The organism is Mesorhizobium sp. Cs1321R2N1, assembly GCF_037179725.1.
Taxonomy (GTDB): Bacteria; Pseudomonadota; Alphaproteobacteria; order Rhizobiales; family Rhizobiaceae; genus Mesorhizobium; species Mesorhizobium salmacidum.
The window spans coordinates 1-19514 of record NZ_JAPYKP010000115.1 but is presented as its reverse complement, the minus strand read 5'-3'; the positions used below and the strand labels follow the sequence as shown (position 1 = coordinate 19514).

Genomic DNA, 19514 nt, shown 5'->3' with positions numbered 1-19514 from the left:
CCAAGAACCACCCGGTGTGCCTCCTGCGCCATCCCGTCAAATTATCCTGACACCACAATCGCAAATCCATTCAGTCCCATAAAACAAAACCCCGCCGAAATTCGACGGGGGTTTGTCAGCAGTCTGAAGTGGCGCCGAAAGGCGCCGTGGCGCCGAAAGGCGCCGCTTTTTTGTTGTCGCGAAGGCTGATTATCCCGCGATCAGCTGGCCAAAGCGGTCGACTTCCTCCGAGGTCGTCGCAAAGCTGGTGACGAAGCGATAGAGCAGCTCGTCCTCGCCGATATGGCCGTCGAAGCCGTGCGGCCTGTGCCAGTCGTAGAAGGCCGCGCCCGCCGCCTGCAGCTTCTCGGCTTCGGTTTTCTTGATCACCGCGAAGACTTCGTTGGCCTGCGGCAGCCAGGCGAGCTTTGCCGTGGCCGAATCCTCGATCGCGGCCGCCAGGCGCGCGGCCATGGCATTGGCATGCCTGGCGGTATCGAGCCACAGCCCGTCCTTGAAATAGGCTTCGAACTGCGCCGCGACGAAACGCGACTTCGAAAACAGCTGGGCGGCACGCTTGCGCAGAAAAGCCAATTCCTTGGCGCGGTCGAGATCGAACAGCACGATCGCCTCGGCGCACCAGCAGCCGTTCTTGGTGCCGCCGAAGGACAGGATGTCGACGCCGCGTTTCCAGGTCATTTCAGCCGGCGTGGTGTCGAGCGCGACCAGCGCATTGGCGAAGCGGGCGCCGTCCATGTGCAGCGGTACGGAATGGTGTTTGGCGATCGCCGCAATCGCGGCAATGTCGTCCAGGCCATAGATCGTGCCGACCTCGGTCGACTGGGTGATCGAAACGGCCATCGGCCGGCCCCAATGGACCACCTCGCCGGCGAAACGGCCGATCGCCTTGTCCAGATTGTGTGGCTCGATCTTGCCCAGCGGGCCATCGACGGCGTGAAGCCGCGAGCCGCCGGAAAAATATTCCGGCGCGCCGCACTCGTCCTCGATGATATGCGATTCGCGGTGGGCGAAGGAAATGCCGCCGGGCTTGTTATAGGCCGTCAGCGACAGCGAATTGGCGGCGGTGCCGGTCGCCACGAAGAACACGGCCACTTCGCGTTCGAAAATCTCGCTGAAGCGCTGATAGACGGTTTGATCGAGGGCACCATCGCCATAGGCGGTCGAAAAGCCGGCGGTATGGGCCGAAAGGCCGGCTGCAATGCTTGGGTGGGCGCCTGCCCAATTGTCGGAAGCGAAGAACATGCGTCTGCCTGTGCTGGGGAAATCGCCGGGACCTTGACCGGTTTCATGACCCGCCCGCAAGAGCCAGACACAAGAAAACGGGTAAAGCCAGCGTCGGGCTCGCGGCGTCTTCAGAGACCGAAGCTTACGTTTTGCAGCCGCCTCACGAAATTTTGTGTCGCGGCGCGGCCAAGTTTTTTGTGAATCGGTCTTGTATGGGGCCTGGATTTCTGTCATAAAAATTTAGGACAGTAGTGCTGTCTTATTTTGTCGCACAAAACAGGCTGGATTGGCGTATCGTTTAGGCCACTCCGGCTTTTGCCGCGAGCGACAGGTGGACGGACCAGCTCTGGCCTGTACGATACCGGATGTGAACCAGCGGCGCGCCGCTTGGTTCGGCGATTTCGCAAGACGTGCCGCAAGGATGAAGGGCGAGCCCAAGTGCTCGCCAAGGCAAACCAGCGCCCCCAGGCTGACCAAGGCCAAGTGGCGCGGAACGGAGGATAGGACGATGACGGAATTGACGCTCTCTGCGACGAACGGCCAGGCCGCGCAGACGGAAGCGGCCGCCGTCAAAAATACCTCCACCAAAAATCGCGCGACCACCGGCCTCACCGCCCAGGGTCTCTACGATCCGCGCAACGAACATGACGCCTGCGGCGTCGGCTTCATCGTCAACATGAAGGGCGTGAAGTCGCATCAGATCGTCAAGGACGGGCTTGCCGTGCTCGAGAACCTGACGCATCGCGGCGCCGTCGGTGCCGATCCGCTGGTCGGCGATGGCGCCGGCGTGCTCGTGCAGCTTCCGGATCTTTTTTTCCGTGAGGAGATGGCGGCCCAAGGGATCGATCTGCCACCGGTAGGCCAGTATGGCGTCGGACACTGGTTCATGCCGCAGGATGCCATCCTTCGCGCCCATGTCGAAGAGATCATCGCGGAATCGGCGCAGTCCGAAGGGCTGCCGCTGCTGGGATTCCGTGACGTGCCCGTCGACAATTCGTCGCTGTCGAAGGCGGCTGACATCGTCGCGTCCGAGCCTTTCCACCGCCAGGTCTTCATCGGCCGCACGGCTGATATCACCGACGACGAGGAATACGAGGCCAGGCTCTATCTGCTGCGCAAGGTCATCTCGGGCCGCATCTACGCCGAGAACGACAACAAGGACATCGGCGCCTATTGCGTGTCGCTGTCGGCGCGCACCATCGTCTACAAGGGCATGTTCCTGGCCTATCAGGTCGGCGCCTATTACAAGGACCTCAAGGACCCGCGTTTCGAGACCGCGCTGATCCTCGTCCACCAGCGCTTCTCGACCAACACCTTCCCATCGTGGAAGCTGGCGCATCCCTATCGCATGGTCGCGCACAATGGCGAAATCAACACCGTGCGCGGCAACAACAACTGGATGGCGGCCAGACAGGCGTCGGTCGATTCCGAACTGTTCGGCAACAACATCTCGAAGCTCTGGCCGATCTCCTATGACGGCCAGTCCGATACGGCGTGCTTCGACAACGCGCTCGAGTTCCTGTTCCAGGGCGGCTACAGCCTCAGCCACGCCATGATGATGCTGATCCCGGAAGCCTGGGCCGGCAACAAGCTCATGGATGCCGACCGCAAGGCTTTCTACGAGTACCATGCGGCGTTGATGGAGCCGTGGGACGGGCCGGCGGCGGTCGCTTTCACCGATGGACGCCAGATCGGCGCCACGCTCGACCGCAATGGATTGCGCCCGGCACGCTACATCGTCACCGATGACGACCGCGTCATCATGGCTTCGGAAGCCGGCGTGCTGCCGGTGCCGGAGGAGAAGATCGTCCAGAAGTGGCGGCTACAGCCCGGCCGCATGCTTCTGATCGACCTGGCCAAGGGCCGCATCGTCCCCGACGAGGAGATCAAGTCGGAGATCGCGACCAAGCACCCGTACAAGACCTGGCTTGGCAATACGCAGCTCATCCTGGAAGATTTGAAGCCGGTGGAACCGCGCGCGCTGCGCAAGGATGTCAGTCTGCTCGATCGCCAGCAGGCGTTCGGCTACACTCAGGAAGACACCAAGCTGTTGATGTCGCCGATGGCGACCACCGGCCAGGAAGCGGTGGGCTCGATGGGCACCGACACGCCGATTTCGGCGATGTCGGACAAGTCGAAGCTGCTCTACACCTATTTCAAGCAGAATTTCGCCCAGGTCACCAACCCGCCGATCGACCCGATCCGCGAGGAACTGGTGATGAGCCTGGTGTCCTTCATCGGACCGCGGCCGAACATCTTCGACCTGGTCGGCAATTCGCGGCGCAAGCGGCTCGAGGTGCGCCAGCCGATCCTGACCAATGGCGACCTCGAGAAGATCCGCTCCATCGGCCACACCGAGGACCGTTTCGACACCAAGACGATCGACATCACCTATGGGTCGAGCGAGGGTGCTGCCGGCATGCAGGGCGCCGTCGAACGTCTGTGCGAGCGGGCCGAAGCAGCGGTCGCCGGCGGCTACAACATCATCATCCTGTCCGACCGCCAGCTCGGGCCGGACCGCATCGCCATCCCGGCGCTGCTGGCGACGGCCGCCGTGCACCACCACCTGATCCGCAAGGGACTGCGCACCGCGGTCGGCCTGGTTGTCGAATCCGGCGAGCCGCGCGAGGTGCATCATTTCTGCTGCCTCGCCGGCTATGGCGCGGAAGCGATCAATCCCTATCTCGCCTTCGACACGCTGCTCGACATGCACAAGCGCGGCGAACTGCCGGAAGAGGTGGACGCCTATGAAGTGGTGTCGCGCTACATCAAGTCGATCGGCAAGGGCATCCTCAAGGTGATGTCCAAGATGGGCATCTCGACCTATCAGTCCTATTGCGGCGCGCAGATCTTCGACGCCATCGGGCTGAAGTCGGATTTCGTGCAGCAATACTTCACCGGCACCGCGACGCTGATCGAAGGCGTTGGACTGGATGAGGTCGCAGGCGAAACCGTCAGCCGCCACACGGACGGTTTCGGCAGCGATCCGGTGCTGCGCAACAGTCTGGAGGTCGGCGGCGAATATCTGTTCCGCATGCGCGGCGAGGCGCATATGTGGTCGCCCGACGCGGTCGCCACCTTGCAGCACGCGGTGCGCCAGGGATCGTGGGAGACGTTCAAGGACTATTCGGCGCAAATCGACAGCGAGACGGCCCGCGCCCAGACCATCCGCGGCCTGTTCAAGATCAAGCTGGCGGATGAGACCGGCCGCACGAAGGTCGCACTCGACGACGTGATGCCGGCGGCCGACATCGTCAAGCGCTTCTCGACCGGGGCGATGTCGTTCGGCTCGATTTCCAGGGAAGCGCACACCACGCTGGCGCGCGCCATGAACCAGATCGGCGGCAAGTCGAACACCGGTGAAGGCGGCGAAGAGGCTGACCGTTACCTGCCGCTGCCTGGCGGCGGCAAGAATCCGGAACGCTCGGCGATCAAGCAGGTCGCTTCGGGACGGTTCGGCGTGACTGCGGAATATCTCGTCAACTCCGACATGATGCAGATCAAGGTCGCGCAAGGCGCCAAGCCCGGCGAGGGCGGCCAGTTGCCAGGTCACAAGGTCGACGCCACCATCGCCAAGGTGAGGCACTCGACGCCTGGCGTCGGCCTGATCTCGCCGCCGCCGCACCACGATATCTACTCGATCGAGGACCTGGCGCAGCTGATCTACGATCTGAAGAACGTCAATCCGGCGGCCGACGTGTCGGTCAAGCTGGTGTCGGAAGTCGGTGTCGGCACGGTCGCGGCCGGCGTCGCCAAGGCGCGCGCCGACCACATCACCATTTCGGGCTATGATGGCGGCACCGGTGCCTCGCCGCTGACCTCACTCAAGCATGCCGGCAGCCCGTGGGAAATGGGTCTTGCCGAGACGCACCAGACGCTGGTGCTGAACGGCCTGCGCTCACGCGTGGCGCTGCAGGTCGACGGCGGTCTGCGCACCGGGCGCGACGTCATCATCGGCGCGCTGCTCGGCGCAGACGAGTTCGGCTTCTCGACCGCGCCGCTGATCGCGGCCGGCTGCATCATGATGCGCAAGTGCCACCTCAATACCTGCCCGGTCGGTGTGGCGACGCAGGATCCGGTGCTGCGCAAGCGCTTCAAGGGCACGCCCGAGCACGTCATCAACTTCTTCTTCTACGTGGCCGAAGAGGTGCGGGCGCTGCTCGCCGAGATGGGCTTCACCCATATCGACCAGATCATCGGCGACGCCGACCTTCTGGAAAAGCGCGACGTGATCCAGCACTGGAAGGCGCGCGGGCTCGACTTCTCGAAGATGTTCTACAAGCCCGATGCGCCGCATGAAGCGGTGCACTGGACCGAACGGCAGAAGCACCCGATCGACGATGTGCTCGACCGCAAGCTGATCGAACTGGCCAAGCCCGCGCTGGAGACCAAGCAGCCGGTCAAGATCGAAGTCGACATCCGCAATGTCGACCGCTCCACGGGCGCCATGCTGTCGGGTGAGGTGGCCAAGCGCTTCAGGCACAAGGGCCTGCGCGAGGACACGATCCAGGTCAAGCTCACCGGAACCGCCGGCCAGTCGTTCGGCGCCTTCCTGGCGCGCGGCATCTCGTTCGAGCTCGTCGGTGCCGGCAACGACTATGTCGGCAAGGGCCTGTCGGGCGGGCGCATCGTCATCCGGCCGCCACAAGAGGCCAGGATCGTCGCGGCCGACTCCATCATCGTCGGCAACACGGTGCTCTATGGCGCGACCGAGGGTGAGGCCTATTTCGCCGGCGTAGCGGGCGAGCGTTTCGCCGTGCGCAATTCGGGCGTCGCAGCCGTCGTCGAAGGCGTTGGCGACCATGGCTGCGAATACATGACCGGCGGCGTCGTCGTCGTCATCGGCAAAACCGGCCGCAACTTCGCCGCCGGCATGTCGGGCGGTGTCGCCTATGTGCTGGACGAGGCGGGCGATTTCGCCGAGCGCTGCAACATGGCCATGGTCGAGCTGGAGCCGGTTCCGGAAGAAGACGACCTCATGGAAAAGCTGCTGCACCATGGCGGCGACCTCGATCACAAGGGTCGCGTCGACGTGTCGGGCGACATGACCAGCCATGACGAGGAGCGGCTTTACCAACTGATCTCGAACCACGTGCACTATACGGGTTCGGTGCGCGGCCGCGAGATCCTCGACGACTGGACGATTTTCCGGCCGAAATTCCGCAAGATCATGCCGGTCGAATACCGCCGCGCGCTGATCGAGATGGAACGCATGCGCATGGGCGTCGCGGCCGAATAGATTTTTGAGAATTGCCGGGGAGCCTAGGCTTCCCGGCCCCTTTCATCGACAGTTTGACCTCGGGCTCAAGGTTGCCATGGCTGCCTCAAGAGGTTAACGGGGTGCGGCGAAACCCGCACCATCTGGACAGCAGGAACTGGACTATGGGCAAGGTAACAGGCTTTCTCGAAATCGACCGGCAGGTGCACAAGTACCAGCCAGCCTCGGACCGCATTCGGCACTTCCGCGAGTTCACGCTGCCGATGTCGGACAAGGAGGTCGAGAAACAGGCGGCGCGCTGCATGGATTGCGGCATTCCGTTCTGCCACGGACCGACGGGCTGCCCGATTCACAACCAGATCCCCGACTGGAACGACCTCGTCTACAACAGGGACTGGGACAACGCGATCCGCAACCTGCACTCGACCAACAATTTCCCGGAGTTCACCGGCCGCATCTGTCCGGCACCCTGCGAGGAAGCCTGCACGCTCAACCTCGAGGACATTCCAGTCGCCATCAAGACGGTGGAGCAGGCGATCGCGGACAAGGCTTACGAGACCGGGCATATCAGGCCCTATCCGCCGGAGAAGAAGACCGGCAAGCGGGTCGCCATCATCGGCTCCGGACCGGCCGGCATGGCGGCCGCCCAGCAGCTTGGCCGCGCTGGCCACGACGTGCATGTCTACGAGCGCGAGAGCCGCCCCGGCGGGCTGATGCGTTACGGTATTCCCGACTTCAAGATCGAGAAGCACTATATCGATCGGCGCATCGAACAGATGCAGGGCGAGGGCGTCACCTTCCATTGCGGCGTCAATGTCGGCGTCGACAAGCCCGTCGCGGAACTGCTGACCGAACATGATGCCGTGCTCTATTGTGGCGGCTCGGAAACGCCGCGCGCCGCCGGAATTCCCGGTGACGATCTCGGCGGCGTGCATGACGCGATGCCCTATCTGGTGCAGCAGAACCGCCGCGTCGGCGGCGAGCCGATCCAGTCCGTGGCGTGGCCGTCGCATCCGATCATCGCCGGTGGCCAGCATGTCGTTGTCGTCGGTGGCGGCGATACCGCGTCCGACTGCGTCGGCACCGCCTTCCGCCAGGGTGCGGTGCGCGTCACCCAACTCGACATCCGCCCGCAGCCGCCCGAGAAGGAAGACAAGCTCTCCGTCTGGCCCTACTGGGCAACGAAGATGCGTACCTCGTCCTCGCAGGCTGAGGGCGCCGAACGCGAATTCCAGGTGGCGACTCTCGAATTCATCGGCGAGGAAGGCCAGCTCACCGGCGTCAAGTGCTGCGAGGTCGACGAGAAGCGCAAGCCGATCGCCGGCACCGAATTCGTCATCCGTGCCGATCTTGCCTTCATCGCCATCGGCTTTGCCGGCCCGGCGATGGGAGGGGTCGCGGCGGAACTGGAGGGTGAGATGAAGATCACCACGGACAGCCGCCGTTCCAGGAATGTCGAGGCCAACGACCGCGACTACAGGACCAGCGTCGACCGGCTCTACGCGGCGGGCGATGTGCGCCGCGGCCAGTCGCTGGTTGTCTGGGCGATCCGCGAAGGCCGCCAGGCGGCACGCTCGATCGACGAGGCGCTGATGGGGACGACCGTCCTGCCGCGTTAGAGCGGTTCAGCGTTTGATAGACTCGCTAACCTGCTCTAACTCTTTGCTTTACGCAATTCCCTAGGGAAAGCGCTACGCGCTTTTCCCGGGAAAACCGTTACACACTTTTCCTGGAATTGCTCTAGGGGCTGATCGCCTTCGTGGTGTCGCTTGCTGCCGCCGCGGCTGCTGGACTTGCCTTCGGCGGCCATGAGAAATCATCGGCGCGTCCGGGCGACGCCTCCGGTGCCTTGCCCTCGATCACCAGCCTTTCCCCGGGAAGAGCTGGATTGGCTTTTGGCGGCGGGGCAGCGCCGAGCAATTCGGTGCCGCCGTCGAGCGCGGGATCGCTGAGCAGCATGGGTTGGGTGCGATCAATGACGATGGGTGCGGCCGCCGGAGCCGGTGCTTCGACGGGTGCGCCCGCCGGCGCTGCCGCCGGTGCCACGCTTCCCGGCGCTGCCAGTCCAAGGATCTTCAGCAGCGGCTTTTCGGTGTAGAAGGCGAGCTTGCGCTTGCCTGCCTTGGACACGTTGATGCCGTCATCGGCGCGTAGCCGCACGGGCTGGCCGTTCATGTCGGGGCCGCTGGTAATGAAGGCGCCGTTCTCGTCGACGAAGCCGTCCCAGACATCGACGAATTCGCCGCCGTGGCTTTCGGCCGCCTTGTGGTAGATGTCGTTGAAGGCCAGCATGTCCGAGGTCATCTTCGGCACCCGGAAGGCCGGCATGCCGACCCACAGGAAAGGCACCTTGGCGGTGGCGATTGCCTTGCCGAACTCATCGGTACGGCGTTCGTATTCCTTGGTCCAGTTTTCGGAACGAGGCTGCTCGCGCACGTCGCCGACCTTCATCTGCTGGCGGTCGTTAGACCCCAGCATGACGACCACCGCGGCGGGTTTTTCGGTTTCGATCAGCGATTTGATCTGTTCGGGCCAATTGTAGAAATCATCGCGCACGAAGCCTGACGAGCCATTGCCGCGGACAACGATCCTGACACCGGTATTCTCGGCGAAGGCTTCGTCCAGACCCTCGGCGAGGCCCGTCGCCATGAAGTCGCCGACCACCAGGACGGTGCGGGCGTCCGGCGCCTTTTCGACCACGGGCGTTGCCGGCTCCTCGGGTGGACGAGGCGCACGAGGTTTCTTCTTTGGCTTAGGCCTCGCCTGCTGGATGTCCGGCGGCGGCTCGATCCGCTCGCTGGGGCGCGGAAACAGAAGGTCGCGCAACGACCAGCCTCGACTCTGCTGCGGCTGCTCCTGCGCCATGGCTGGGGTATGGACGGCGCCGGCCACGGCAATGGCGAGAAAGGCGAAGGCCAGGATCAGCACCGGCATGCGACGAACGAACGTGCCGATGCGCGCAGGCCAAACCAATCGCTCCCTCCCTACTCAACTTCGTCAGGCTCTATTTCTGCCTGAGCCATTTCAGCACTTCCAAGCTCGGATAGCCATCCTGGGTCAAGCCGACCTTTGCCTGATAGGCCATGATGGCCGTCTTCGAGCCGTCGCCGATCTTGCCGTCGAATTTGCCATCATAAAGGCCATGCTGGGAAAGTCGCTTCTGCAACTCCTGCCGTTCCTCGAAGCTGAGCTTGGTGAAAGGCCGGTTCCAATCCTGGACCAAGCCGCTGCCGCCAGCGATCTCATCGGCAAGCAGACCAACGGCCAGCGCGTATTTGTCGGCATTGTTGTAGGCCTTGATGACCGAAAAATTCCTGACCATCAGGAAGGCCGGTCCGCCACGCCCGTCCGGCACTTTCAGCGTCGCCTTGTCGGTGAGGTTCTTGAACGGCTTGCCGCTGGCCCTGACGACGCCGAGCGCCTGCCATTGTGCTAGCGTCTTCGATCCGCCCGGCAATTTGCCTGCCGGCAACGTGACTTCGTAGCCCCAGGTCTTTCCGGCCTGCCAGCCATTCTTCTTGAGCAGGTTGGCTGATGTCGCCAGCGCATCGGGAATGGAATTCCAGATGTCGCGCTTGCCGTTGCCGTCCATGTCGACGGCATAATGCTGGTAGCTGGTCGGGATGAACTGGGTCTGGCCCATGGCGCCCGCCCAGGAGCCCATCAGGTGGCTCTCGTCGATATCGCCGGTTTGCAATATCTTCAGCGCCGCGACCAACTGGGTGCGAGCATATTTCGAACGTTTCGCGTCGCCGTAACCCAAAGTCGCCAGCGAACGGATGACGTTGCGCATGATGTCGTCGCGCTTGAGGATCTCGCCATAGTTCGATTCCATCGACCAGATGGCCAGGAGAACGTAGCGGTCGACGCCGAACCTTGCCTCGATCCTGTCCAGCCAAGGCTTCCACTTTTTCGCCATCTGCTGCCCGACGGCGACGGACTGATCATGGACGCGGTTGTCGAAATAATCCCAGGCGGGGGCGGTGAATTCGGGCTGCGTTCGGGCCTTTTCCAACACCACCGGATCGGGCTCGTTGATAGCCCTGAAAGCCTGGTCGTAGACGGAGCCGGAAACGCCGCCCGCGACGGCGGTGGCGCGGAACCCGGCGACCCATTGCCGGAAACCGGCGTCGGCGAAAGCCGGCCCGGTCGGCATCAGCAAAGCGAGCGAGAGGCTGGCCGCCGTCATGACGCTGGCGAAACGTTTTGCGGCATTGCGAACGGACATCTTTTCCTCCTTCTCTGTCTCAGGAAAGACCATTCATCGCCGAACCGGGTTAGGAATTAGTTTACCATAGGCGTCGCCTGGAACGAAAAAGACACCTGGGTGCTTTAACCGGTGGAAGTTTCTCTCAGTTGCCCCAGTAATCTTCAATTCCGGCGTGAAAATGTCGCGAGACGGGGATTGCGGAGCTGGCCAGCAAACGGATAATTGAAAGCATGAAGAGAGTTCGCAAGGCAGTTTTCCCGGTCGCCGGTCTCGGCACGCGGTTTCTCCCGGCCACCAAGGCCGTTCCCAAGGAGATGCTGACCGTCGTCGACAGGCCGGTCATCCAGTATGTCGTCGATGAGGCGCGCGAGGCGGGCATCGAGCATTTCATCTTCGTCACCGGCCGCAACAAGGCGGTCATCGAGGACCATTTCGATATCCAGTTCGAGCTCTATGACACGCTGGCACAGCGCGGCAAGGACGAGCAGCTTGCCCGCCTGCAACGGCTGCAGCCGGCGCCGGGGCAGACCAGCTTCACCCGCCAGCAGGTGCCGATGGGTCTCGGCCATGCCGTCTGGTGCGCGCGCGAACTGGTCGGCGACGAGCCGTTCGCCCTGCTGTTGCCGGATATGATCATGCAGTCGGAGAAGAGCTGCACGAAGGCAATGGTCGAGCTCTATGAGGAAACCGGCAACAACATCATCGCCGTGCAGGAATGCAATCCGGCTGAGGCGCATAAATACGGCATTGTCGGGCGCGGCGAAGACACGCATCACGGGTTCCGCATCACCGAAATGGTGGAAAAGCCGAAGACCGGCACGGCGCCGTCCAATCTCTACATCAACGGCCGCTACATCCTGCAGCCCGAGATCTTTGGGATTCTGGAAGGGCAGGAGAAGGGCGCCGGCAACGAGATCCAGCTCACCGACGCGATGCTGAAGCTGGAGAAGCAGCAGGCCTTCTACGGCTACCACTATCAGGGCCGCACCTTCGATTGCGGTTCGCCGGAAGGTTTTGTCGAGGCCAATGTCGCCTTCGCGCTGTGGCGCAGCGACATGAATGAGAACATGGCCGGCGTCATCCGCACGCTTCTCGACGAGGTGAGCCCATCCGAGCGCCGCGGGGCCGCATTTTAGTCACCGCACTTTCGTCATCCTCGGGCAAAGCAGGAGCGTAGCGACGTCGCGGAGACCCCAGGATGACGAAGCTTATACGCCTTCAGCGCTGCACTTTCACGCCGAGGTAGATGCTGTTGGCGGTGTAGTCGCGACCGGGCAGGTTGCTGGTCAGCTTCTCGGTTCTCACCCGGGTGGTGAGGCCGGCATACCGGTTCAGCCACCAGGTCAGTCCGGCCTCCGCGCTCAAGATCCTGTCATGGCCGTCGATGCCGACATAGTCGCGCCAGTCCAGGCCCAGAGCCGCATTCGCGGTAAGATTGGATCGGATCACACGTTCGCCCGTCAGGCGTCCGGAGTAGAGGATATCGCCGCTTTCGCCTGACGCGGTCGTGGTCTCGACAGTTGTCTTGCCGGTCAAGCCGATCAAGGTGCCGCGTTGCGGCGACCATTTGACATCCGCGTTGACGGTGGCTCCCGAAATTGCTTCCAGGCTCTTGTCGTCGACCGCTTCCCTGAGCCAGCCGGCCGAGAATTCACCCGACAGCTTCTCGCCCATGTCGAGCTGCAGGCCCGCGCGGGCGCCAAGCCGCGTCGAGGAGCGCTCGAAGCCTTCATTGTCGATCCGCTGGTCGTAGGCCCGGCGGCCGACCTCGATTTCGGTGAAGGGCGTAAGCGCCGGTGAAATCTCGTAGCCGGTGCGCAAGGTTGCAGTGTAGAGCGTGTTGTCCTGGTCTTTTTGCGACAGCGAGGTGCCATCCGAGAGCTTGGCGTCGCCATAGAAGTCGTGTGAGACCGCCCCGGTCAATGTGTACTGCATCTTGCCGACCGCCTTCTCGACGCCGATGCTGCCGTCGATCGACTGCCGCAGGGGCTGGGTGCTGACGCCGGCGATTGCATCGGGCGAAGACGCGGATTCCGGCACGGCTTCGTAGCCGAGCTTGGCGATGGCGCGCATTTCCTTGTCGAGGTCGACATTGAGCTGGCCTTCGATGCGGCCCTGCGCATCGTGAACCCGGTAGCCCGACACCGTTTCGCGGAAAATGCCGTAGCCGTCGATGGTCGCGGAGTTTTCACGCCAGTCGGAAGCGGCGGTAAAGCGCAGCGCCGTCTCGGACAGCAGCGCCGATGTGCCGGCACTGCTCGAGTCGCCGTTCGTCGTGGCCGTCAGCCCCTGTTCGATGGTCGGCCGGATGACGAAGGAGCCCCATCTGACGCCGGTGGCGGCAAACGGATCGTCCTCGGGTTTCTTGTTCCGGCCCTCGATCGCAGTGATGCGCTCGGCGCCAGCGTCGAGTTTCTGCCTGTCCGCACTGTCGATGGGGAGTGCACGGCGGTTGGCCGCGTCCTGGTCCGCCGCGATGCTGTCGGTGTCGTCCGTTGTGGCCGTCGTGGCAGTGGTGGTTGGATCCTTAGCCGCCGTAGTGCTCTTTTTCTTCTTCGACTTGTCGGTCGCCCTGTCCTTTGCCTTGTCGGCCGCATTCTGCCTGGCGGTCGAAGTGCGGCGCGGCTTGGGCGGCGTGGGCGTATCAGCGGAGGTATCGTCGCTAGCCTGGGGCGGGTCGAAGACGCTGGTGGTCGAGTTCGCGGCGTCCGTGTCGTCAGGCACGGCGTCGGCGCTGGCCGGCAAATAGGTGCGCGCCGGCGCATTGTCCCGCGCGTCAGCGTTGGCCGCCGTTTGCCGGGCGAGAACCAGGCTTCCCGCCTTGCGCTGCTGGTCGGACAGGATCGCCGATTCGGATACTTCTCCACGCAGTTCCGTTTCCTGGGCATGGAGGGGCGCAGGGCGCAGCAAGGCAAGGATGCTGGTCGCCAGCAGCAAGGCGCAGACCGCCTTGTCCCGTCGTCCTCTCAATTTTTCTGGCTGGACCCCGGACATCGCCACCACTGCTCGCGCGGCGCATGCGCGCCATACTTACCGAACCGTAAATGGGGATGGTTAATGGAGGGTTGAGGCGGCACGCATCACCCCCGGCTCAAAACGCGATTTCCGCGGGCGACAATGCGGGGCCGGGTCGTGCCCTCTGTCTTGATCCTTGTCGTTACCGCCGCACACTCGACCTTGATGCCGGAGGGCCATTTCCGTTGGACAGGCGGGCGGCAAAGCGCTAATCGCATCATCCATGCATGCGAGACCTCTCGATAAGAAGCCTCTGGACAGGCAAGCGTCGATCGAATCGGCGCTGAGAACGGTGGCAACCGAACAGGCCGGGATCGCGGCCCTTGCCGAGGCACTCGAGAACGGACTGGCAGCACCCTTTGCCCAGGCCGTCGAGATGATCTCGAAGATCGAGGGCCGACTCATCGTCACCGGTATCGGTAAAAGCGGCCATATCGGTTCGAAAGTCGCGGCGACGCTGGCCTCGACCGGCACGCCGGCCTTCTTCGTCCATCCCGTCGAGGCCAATCACGGCGATCTCGGCATGATCGCCAAGGATGACGCCATCATCGCCATTTCGTGGTCGGGCGAGAGCAAGGAGATGATGGGCATCGTCGCCTATTCCAGGCGTTTCTCCATCCCGCTCATCGCCGTGACCTCCGGAGAGACGTCGGCGCTGGCGCGCGCGGCCGACGTGGTGCTGCTTTTGCCACGCACTCCTGAAGCCTGCCCGCATGGCCTGGCGCCGACGACATCGACGCTGCTGCAACTGGTCATCGGTGACGCGCTGGCGATCGCGCTGCTCGAGGCGCGCGGCTTCACGCCTGACCATTTCCGCACCTTCCATCCCGGCGGCCAGCTCGGCGCCAACCTGACCATGGTCTCCGAGATCATGCGGGCCGGCGACCAGATGCCGCTGGCTTCGCTCGGCACCAAAATGCCGGAAGCTGTGATGACATTGTCGCAGAAGAAAGTCGGCTGCGTTCTGATCGTCGACGCGAATGGCGAACTGGCCGGGATCATCACCGACGGCGATGTCGCGCGCAACCTGCACCGCAACCTGGCCGACGTCATCGTCGACGAAGTGATGACCCGCACGCCCAAGACGGTCGACCCGCAAACGCTTGCAGGCACGGCCATCGCGCTGCTCAACGAGCACAATATCGGCGCGCTGGTGGTGACCAGGAACAACATGCCGCTGGGCGTGGTGCATTTCCATGACCTGCTGCGCATCGGCGCCGCCTAAGGCGTGTCGGTATTCAGGTCAGGCCGGCCTGCGGACGGCAGCCTCCTGCGCTTCCCCGTTCTACTGCGTCGCAGTAGAACTGAGCTCACGGACTTAATGCCCGCTCCGCTCCGGTTCTCGGAGGCCACCATTCTCGGCTCGGCCTGACCTGAATCTCAACACACCTCGTGCCGGTGCTATTCAGGTATTGGGGGCCGGAAACTCAGACCTGTTCCACCGTCAGTTCCAGGTCGGTGTCGGCAGCGGCGGTGACGCGCACCTGTGTGCCGGCGGGCAAATCCGGGCCGGAAACCCGCCACAGCGTGTCGCCGAGCTTGATGCGGCCGCGGCCGTCGCGGATTGGCTCGGCAAGCGTCGCCATCCTGCCGATCATCTGCGCACCACGGCGGTTGAGCAGCGGCTGGTCGCTCGGCTGGTCGTGTCCGCCCATGAGTTTCTTGCCGGCAAAGGCTGAAACCAGCGAGAGCACGAGGAATAGCAGCACCTGGACCTGCCATGTCCAGATGGCGGCATCCCAGATCAGCAGCGACACCGCGCCGACGATCAGGGCGGCGATGCCGATCCAAAGCATGAAGAAGCCCGGCGCGATGACCTCTACCACCAGCAGCACGAAGCCCAGGACCATCCAGTTCCATGGGCCGAGTTCAGAAACGATGCGGTCGATCATGAGAGTGGCCTATCTCAACTCTCGCTCGGGCGGACCACCGGCGGGCGGGATGCCTGCCTTTGCGCACCGGTCGTGCCTTCGCTGCGGAAGACCTCCTTGGCGATTTCGCCAATGCCGCCAAGCGAGCCGATCAGAGACGACGCCTCGAAGGGCATCAGCACGATCTTGCTGTTGGTGGCGGTGCCGATCTTGCCCAGCGCCTCGGTGTATTTCTGGGCGACGAAGTAGTTCAGCGCCTGCACGTCACCCTTGGAAATCGCTTCCGACACGACCTGGGTGGCGCGGGCTTCGGCTTCGGCGGAGCGTTCGCGCGCCTCGGCATCGCGGAAGGCGGCTTCCTTGCGGCCCTCGGCTTCGAGGATCTGCGACTGCTTGAGGCCCTCGGCGGCCAGGATCTGCGCGCGCTTGTTGCGCTCGGCGGTCATCTGGCGGCCCATCGATTCGATGAGGTTGGCCGGCGGGTTGATGTCCTTGATCTCGACGCGGGTGATCTTGATGCCCCACGGGTGCGCCGCCTCGTCGACGACGCGCAGCAGGCGCTCGTTGATGGCGTCGCGGTTGGACAACAGCTCATCGAGGTCCATCGAACCCATGACGGTACGGATGTTGGTCATCGTCAGGTTGAGGATGGCGTTCTGCAGGCCGGCAACCTGATAGGCGGCCTGTGCCGCATTGAGGATCTGGTAGAAAGCGATGCCGTCGACACCGACGATGGCGTTGTCCCGGGTGATGATCTCCTGGCTCGGAACGTCGAGCACCTGCTCCATCATGTTCATCTTGGCGCCGATGCGGTCGACGAACGGCGTGATGAGGTTGAGGCCGGGGCTCAGTGTCTTGGTATAACGACCAAAGCGTTCGACGGTATAGTTGTACCCCTGCGGAATTGTCTTGATGCCTTTGAACAGCACCAGAACGACAAGCGCGACAAGAACAACGATCGCAATATCGAAACCACTGAAATCCATTTGGCTCTCCCTCAGAGGCAGGCCGCGCAAGCCATTCCCGCGCAGCCAACTTCACCAAAGACTTAAGTGTGTTTCAAGAACGTTACAATCAGGTGATGAGGGATTGTTTGCGAGTATACACTCAGCGGTTGAAGGCAAACAGTCTTGCATCCGTGTCTTCAAGCCCGTCGATCGACGCCGAGACGATCTCCGCAGCGATCCGCGAGAAGGTGATGCCATTGCCGCCATAACCCAACACGGCGTGGATGCGCGGGTGCCTGGGAATGGCGCCGATATAGGGCAGGCCTGACGTCGTGATGCCGAAGGAGCCGGCCCAGGCAAATTCGGGCCTGACGTCGAGATGCGGAAACATCAGGCCGAGTTTTGCGGCGATGCGTGCGCTCTTGTCGCCGATCAGTTCATCGCGCCGCGTCTCGTCGATGAAATCCTCGTCCTCGCCGCCGCAGATGACCCTGCCGTCGACCGTTGCCCTGACGTAGAGATAGGGATCGGAAGCTTCCCAGATAAACGCCGCACCCGGCCAGAGTTTCGTTTGCGGGCGGGTTGCGATCGCCCATGTCGATATGACCCGGTGAGCAGCCGCCGGCACCATGTCGACCAGTTCGTAACCCGTGGCCAGGACAACATGCCGTGCCGTGATGGTGGGGCCATTCCTGGTTGCCACGATCACCTCGTCGGCACTGTCCTTGATCGCCGCCGCTTCGACCGGCGTATAGAGACGTGCCTTGCGCTCCCGAGCCTTGAGTAGCAACCCGGCCGTCAGCTTGCGCGGGTCGAGCGCGATGTTGCCATGGCTTAGGATGGCGCCAGCGCGATCGATGCCGAATGTTTCGGCCAATGGCGCCGGTGTGAGATAGGTCGCGCCGATGCCGGCCATCTGCCGCGCCTCGGTTTCGTCCCGGAGTTCCGAGGGGCCGAGCGCGGTACCGGCCAAATAGAGCGATGGGGTGCGGCTCATGCCGCATTTGATGCCGAGTTCGGCGATGCGGGCGGCGAGATTGGAAATAGCCAGCCGCGAACGTCGCCAGGCCTGCCGTGCCTGGGCCTTGCCAATCATCCTCGACAGAGCCGAAAGCGGCTGGTCGATTTCGAACTGCACCAGCGCCGTGGTTGCCGCTGTCGATCCTTTCAGCGGCCCCCGCCGGTCGATGCAGATCACGGAGTGACCGTCCGCTGTCAGCGCCTCGGCCATCATGGCGCCGCTGATGCCCATGCCGACGATCAGCACATCGGTCTTGACGTCCCGGGTCAGACTGCCCGTCGGCACCACGGGCGCCCGATAGGCGGACCAGACGGGCCGGCCAGTGCTGAGGTCGAGTTTGCGGAGCATTGAATTCTCCGGAGGCGCTGCTCAACGCTTCGGAGCTTGTGTTGTTCCGGCGTCAGACCCAGCCCGACAGTTCGCGCCGCACCATTGCTTCGATCACCGCCATGCCCTCGGGGCTGTCGTTGAGACAAGGAATGTGGGCGAAGTTTTCGCCACCGGCGTGATGGAAGGTCTCGGCTGCTTCGCGGCCGATCTCGTCCAGCGTCTCGATGCAGTCGACGGAAAAGCCTGGATTGACGATGGCGATCGATCTGATGCCGTCCTTGGCCAGTTTCTCGACCGTCTTGTCGGTGTAAGGCTGCAGCCACTCCTGCGCCCCAAAGCGCGACTGGAAGGTGGTGATCAGCTTGTTCTCGTCCCAGCCGAGTTTCTCGCGCAGCAGCCGCGTGGTATCCAGGCAATGCGCCCGGTAGGGATCGCCCTTGTCGGAATAGGGTTTCGGGATGCCGTGATAGGAGGTGATGACCACCTCCGGTTCGAAATCGAGCGTCGCCAGATGCCGTTCGATCGAACTGGCGAGCGCTTCGATGTAGACCGGCTCGGCATAGTAGGGCGGCACACTGCGGACGGCAGGTGCCGCGCGCATTTTCATCAACGCCCGGAACAACTGGTCGTTGGCGGTGGCGGTCGTCGTCGCCGAATATTGCGGATAGAGCGGAAAGCTCAGGATGCGGTCGCAGCCTTGCGCCACCAGCCTTTCGGCGACGCTTGATGTCGAAGGGTTGCCGTAACGCATCGCCCAGTCGACGATGACATTGGGCAAGTCGCGCAATGCCCCGGTCAGCTTTTCGGATTGCGCGCGCGTGTAGGTGCGCAAAGGCGACTCGTTCTTCTCCCGGTTCCAGATCCTGGCGTAGTTGGCACCCGACTTCTTCGGCCGCGTGGTCAGCACCAGCCCATAGAGGATCGGATACCAGATCGCCTTGTTGAGCTCGATAACGCGTGGATCAGACAGGAACTCCCTGAGATAGCGCCACATCGGCCTGAACTCGGTGCCGTCTGGGGTCCCAAGGTTGACCAGCATGACGCCGACCTTGCCGGCCTTGGCCGGCGCGTGCCCCGCCGTCGCGGCGACCGGCTTGACCGTCTTGGGGTCGACAACATTGGTAGGCGTCATAAGGGTTCTCCGGAGACGGCGTGAAACTAGCGATGGCGCGCCGCTTTTCAATGCTGCGTCTGGCCGCACCATACCGCCTTTCCGTCTGCAAAAAAGAACACCGCCAGGTTTCCCCGGCGGGTGTTCTCGCTGGAAGCGAAATGAGGTTACTTCGCGGGGATGGTCAGTGTCGCGCCCGGCACAAGCCGATGCGGCCTTTGACCCTTGTTCGCCTCATAGATGAGTTTCCACCTGGTCGCATCGCCATAGGCTTTCTTTGCCAGATCCCAGTAGGTATCGCCGGCCACGATGACATGGCTGCCGGTGGCTGGCGCGGCTTCGGCGGGCGTTGTCGGTTCTGCTGGCGCCGCCGAAGCGGGAGCGGCAGGCGCGGGGGCGGTCTCGGCAGGCTTTGCCGGTTCGGCGGGTGCCGGCGGCGAGGGTGCCTTTTCCGTCGATATGGCTGGCGGCGTGTTGGCGATATCGCCTGATTTGGCAGGCAGTTCAGGCATCGCCGGTGCGGCCGGTTTGGCGGCTTCGGCCGGTGCCGGCGCTGCCGGTGCGGTC

At 63.3% G+C, this 19514-nt stretch carries 13 protein-coding genes; 4 read left to right on the top strand and 9 right to left on the bottom strand.

From position 1 onward, the window contains the following. Positions 1-189 precede the first annotated feature (189 nt). On the bottom strand, positions 190-1242 hold the full coding sequence (locus O7A61_RS23660) for a threonine aldolase family protein (protein WP_337131853.1): 1053 nt from the start codon (positions 1240-1242) through the stop codon (positions 190-192). A gap of 490 nt (positions 1243-1732) precedes the next feature. On the opposite strand from O7A61_RS23660, the gene gltB reads away from it, so the two are divergent. Further along, on the top strand, positions 1733-6463 hold the full coding sequence (gene gltB, locus O7A61_RS23655) for a glutamate synthase large subunit (protein ID WP_337131852.1): 4731 nt from the start codon (positions 1733-1735) through the stop codon (positions 6461-6463). A gap of 143 nt (positions 6464-6606) precedes the next feature. After that, positions 6607-8061, top strand: a complete 1455-nt coding sequence (locus O7A61_RS23650) for a glutamate synthase subunit beta (RefSeq protein WP_140504244.1) — start codon at positions 6607-6609, stop codon at positions 8059-8061. A gap of 121 nt (positions 8062-8182) precedes the next feature. Here O7A61_RS23650 and O7A61_RS23645 read toward each other — a convergent pair whose 3' ends face one another. Then, the gene (locus O7A61_RS23645; RefSeq protein WP_337131851.1) at positions 8183-9415 is read right to left on the bottom strand and encodes an SGNH/GDSL hydrolase family protein; all 1233 of its coding nucleotides are present in this window, start codon (positions 9413-9415) and stop codon (positions 8183-8185) included. A 31-nt stretch (positions 9416-9446) separates the two neighbouring features. After that, positions 9447-10670, bottom strand: coding sequence for a lytic murein transglycosylase (locus tag O7A61_RS23640; protein ID WP_337106046.1), 1224 nt, complete (start codon positions 10668-10670; stop codon positions 9447-9449). Between the two features lie 212 nt (positions 10671-10882). Between O7A61_RS23640 and galU the strand changes: the two genes are divergently transcribed. Beyond that, positions 10883-11788 (top strand): UTP--glucose-1-phosphate uridylyltransferase GalU, encoded by a 906-nt coding sequence (galU, locus tag O7A61_RS23635; protein ID WP_442921108.1) that lies wholly within the window; start codon positions 10883-10885, stop codon positions 11786-11788. An 82-nt stretch (positions 11789-11870) separates the two neighbouring features. On the opposite strand, the gene O7A61_RS23630 is transcribed toward galU, so the two are convergent. Then, complete coding sequence (locus O7A61_RS23630) at positions 11871-13646, bottom strand: outer membrane beta-barrel protein (RefSeq protein ID WP_337131850.1); 1776 nt, start codon at positions 13644-13646, stop codon at positions 11871-11873. Between the two features lie 244 nt (positions 13647-13890). On the opposite strand from O7A61_RS23630, the gene O7A61_RS23625 reads away from it, so the two are divergent. Then, entirely contained in the window at positions 13891-14892 is a 1002-nt protein-coding gene (locus O7A61_RS23625) for a KpsF/GutQ family sugar-phosphate isomerase (RefSeq protein WP_337131849.1), read from the top strand. Positions 14893-15094: 202 nt separating this feature from the next. Here the strand turns inward: O7A61_RS23625 and O7A61_RS23620 are convergent, their stop codons facing one another. The 5 genes from O7A61_RS23620 to O7A61_RS23600 all read right to left on the bottom strand — a co-directional run. Beyond that, positions 15095-15559: an NfeD family protein gene (locus O7A61_RS23620; protein WP_027146255.1), complete on the bottom strand. Its 465-nt coding sequence runs from the start codon at positions 15557-15559 to the stop codon at positions 15095-15097. 14 nt (positions 15560-15573) lie between these two features. Further along, positions 15574-16524 (bottom strand): SPFH domain-containing protein, encoded by a 951-nt coding sequence (locus O7A61_RS23615; protein WP_337131848.1) that lies wholly within the window; start codon positions 16522-16524, stop codon positions 15574-15576. 121 nt (positions 16525-16645) lie between these two features. Next, positions 16646-17854 (bottom strand): NAD(P)/FAD-dependent oxidoreductase, encoded by a 1209-nt coding sequence (locus tag O7A61_RS23610; RefSeq protein WP_337131846.1) that lies wholly within the window; start codon positions 17852-17854, stop codon positions 16646-16648. A gap of 52 nt (positions 17855-17906) precedes the next feature. Further along, positions 17907-18968 (bottom strand): ferrochelatase, encoded by a 1062-nt coding sequence (hemH, locus tag O7A61_RS23605; protein WP_337131845.1) that lies wholly within the window; start codon positions 18966-18968, stop codon positions 17907-17909. A 146-nt stretch (positions 18969-19114) separates the two neighbouring features. Beyond that, the coding region (locus O7A61_RS23600; RefSeq protein ID WP_337131844.1) for a LysM peptidoglycan-binding domain-containing protein at positions 19115-19514 on the bottom strand (400 nt) is incomplete at its 5' end.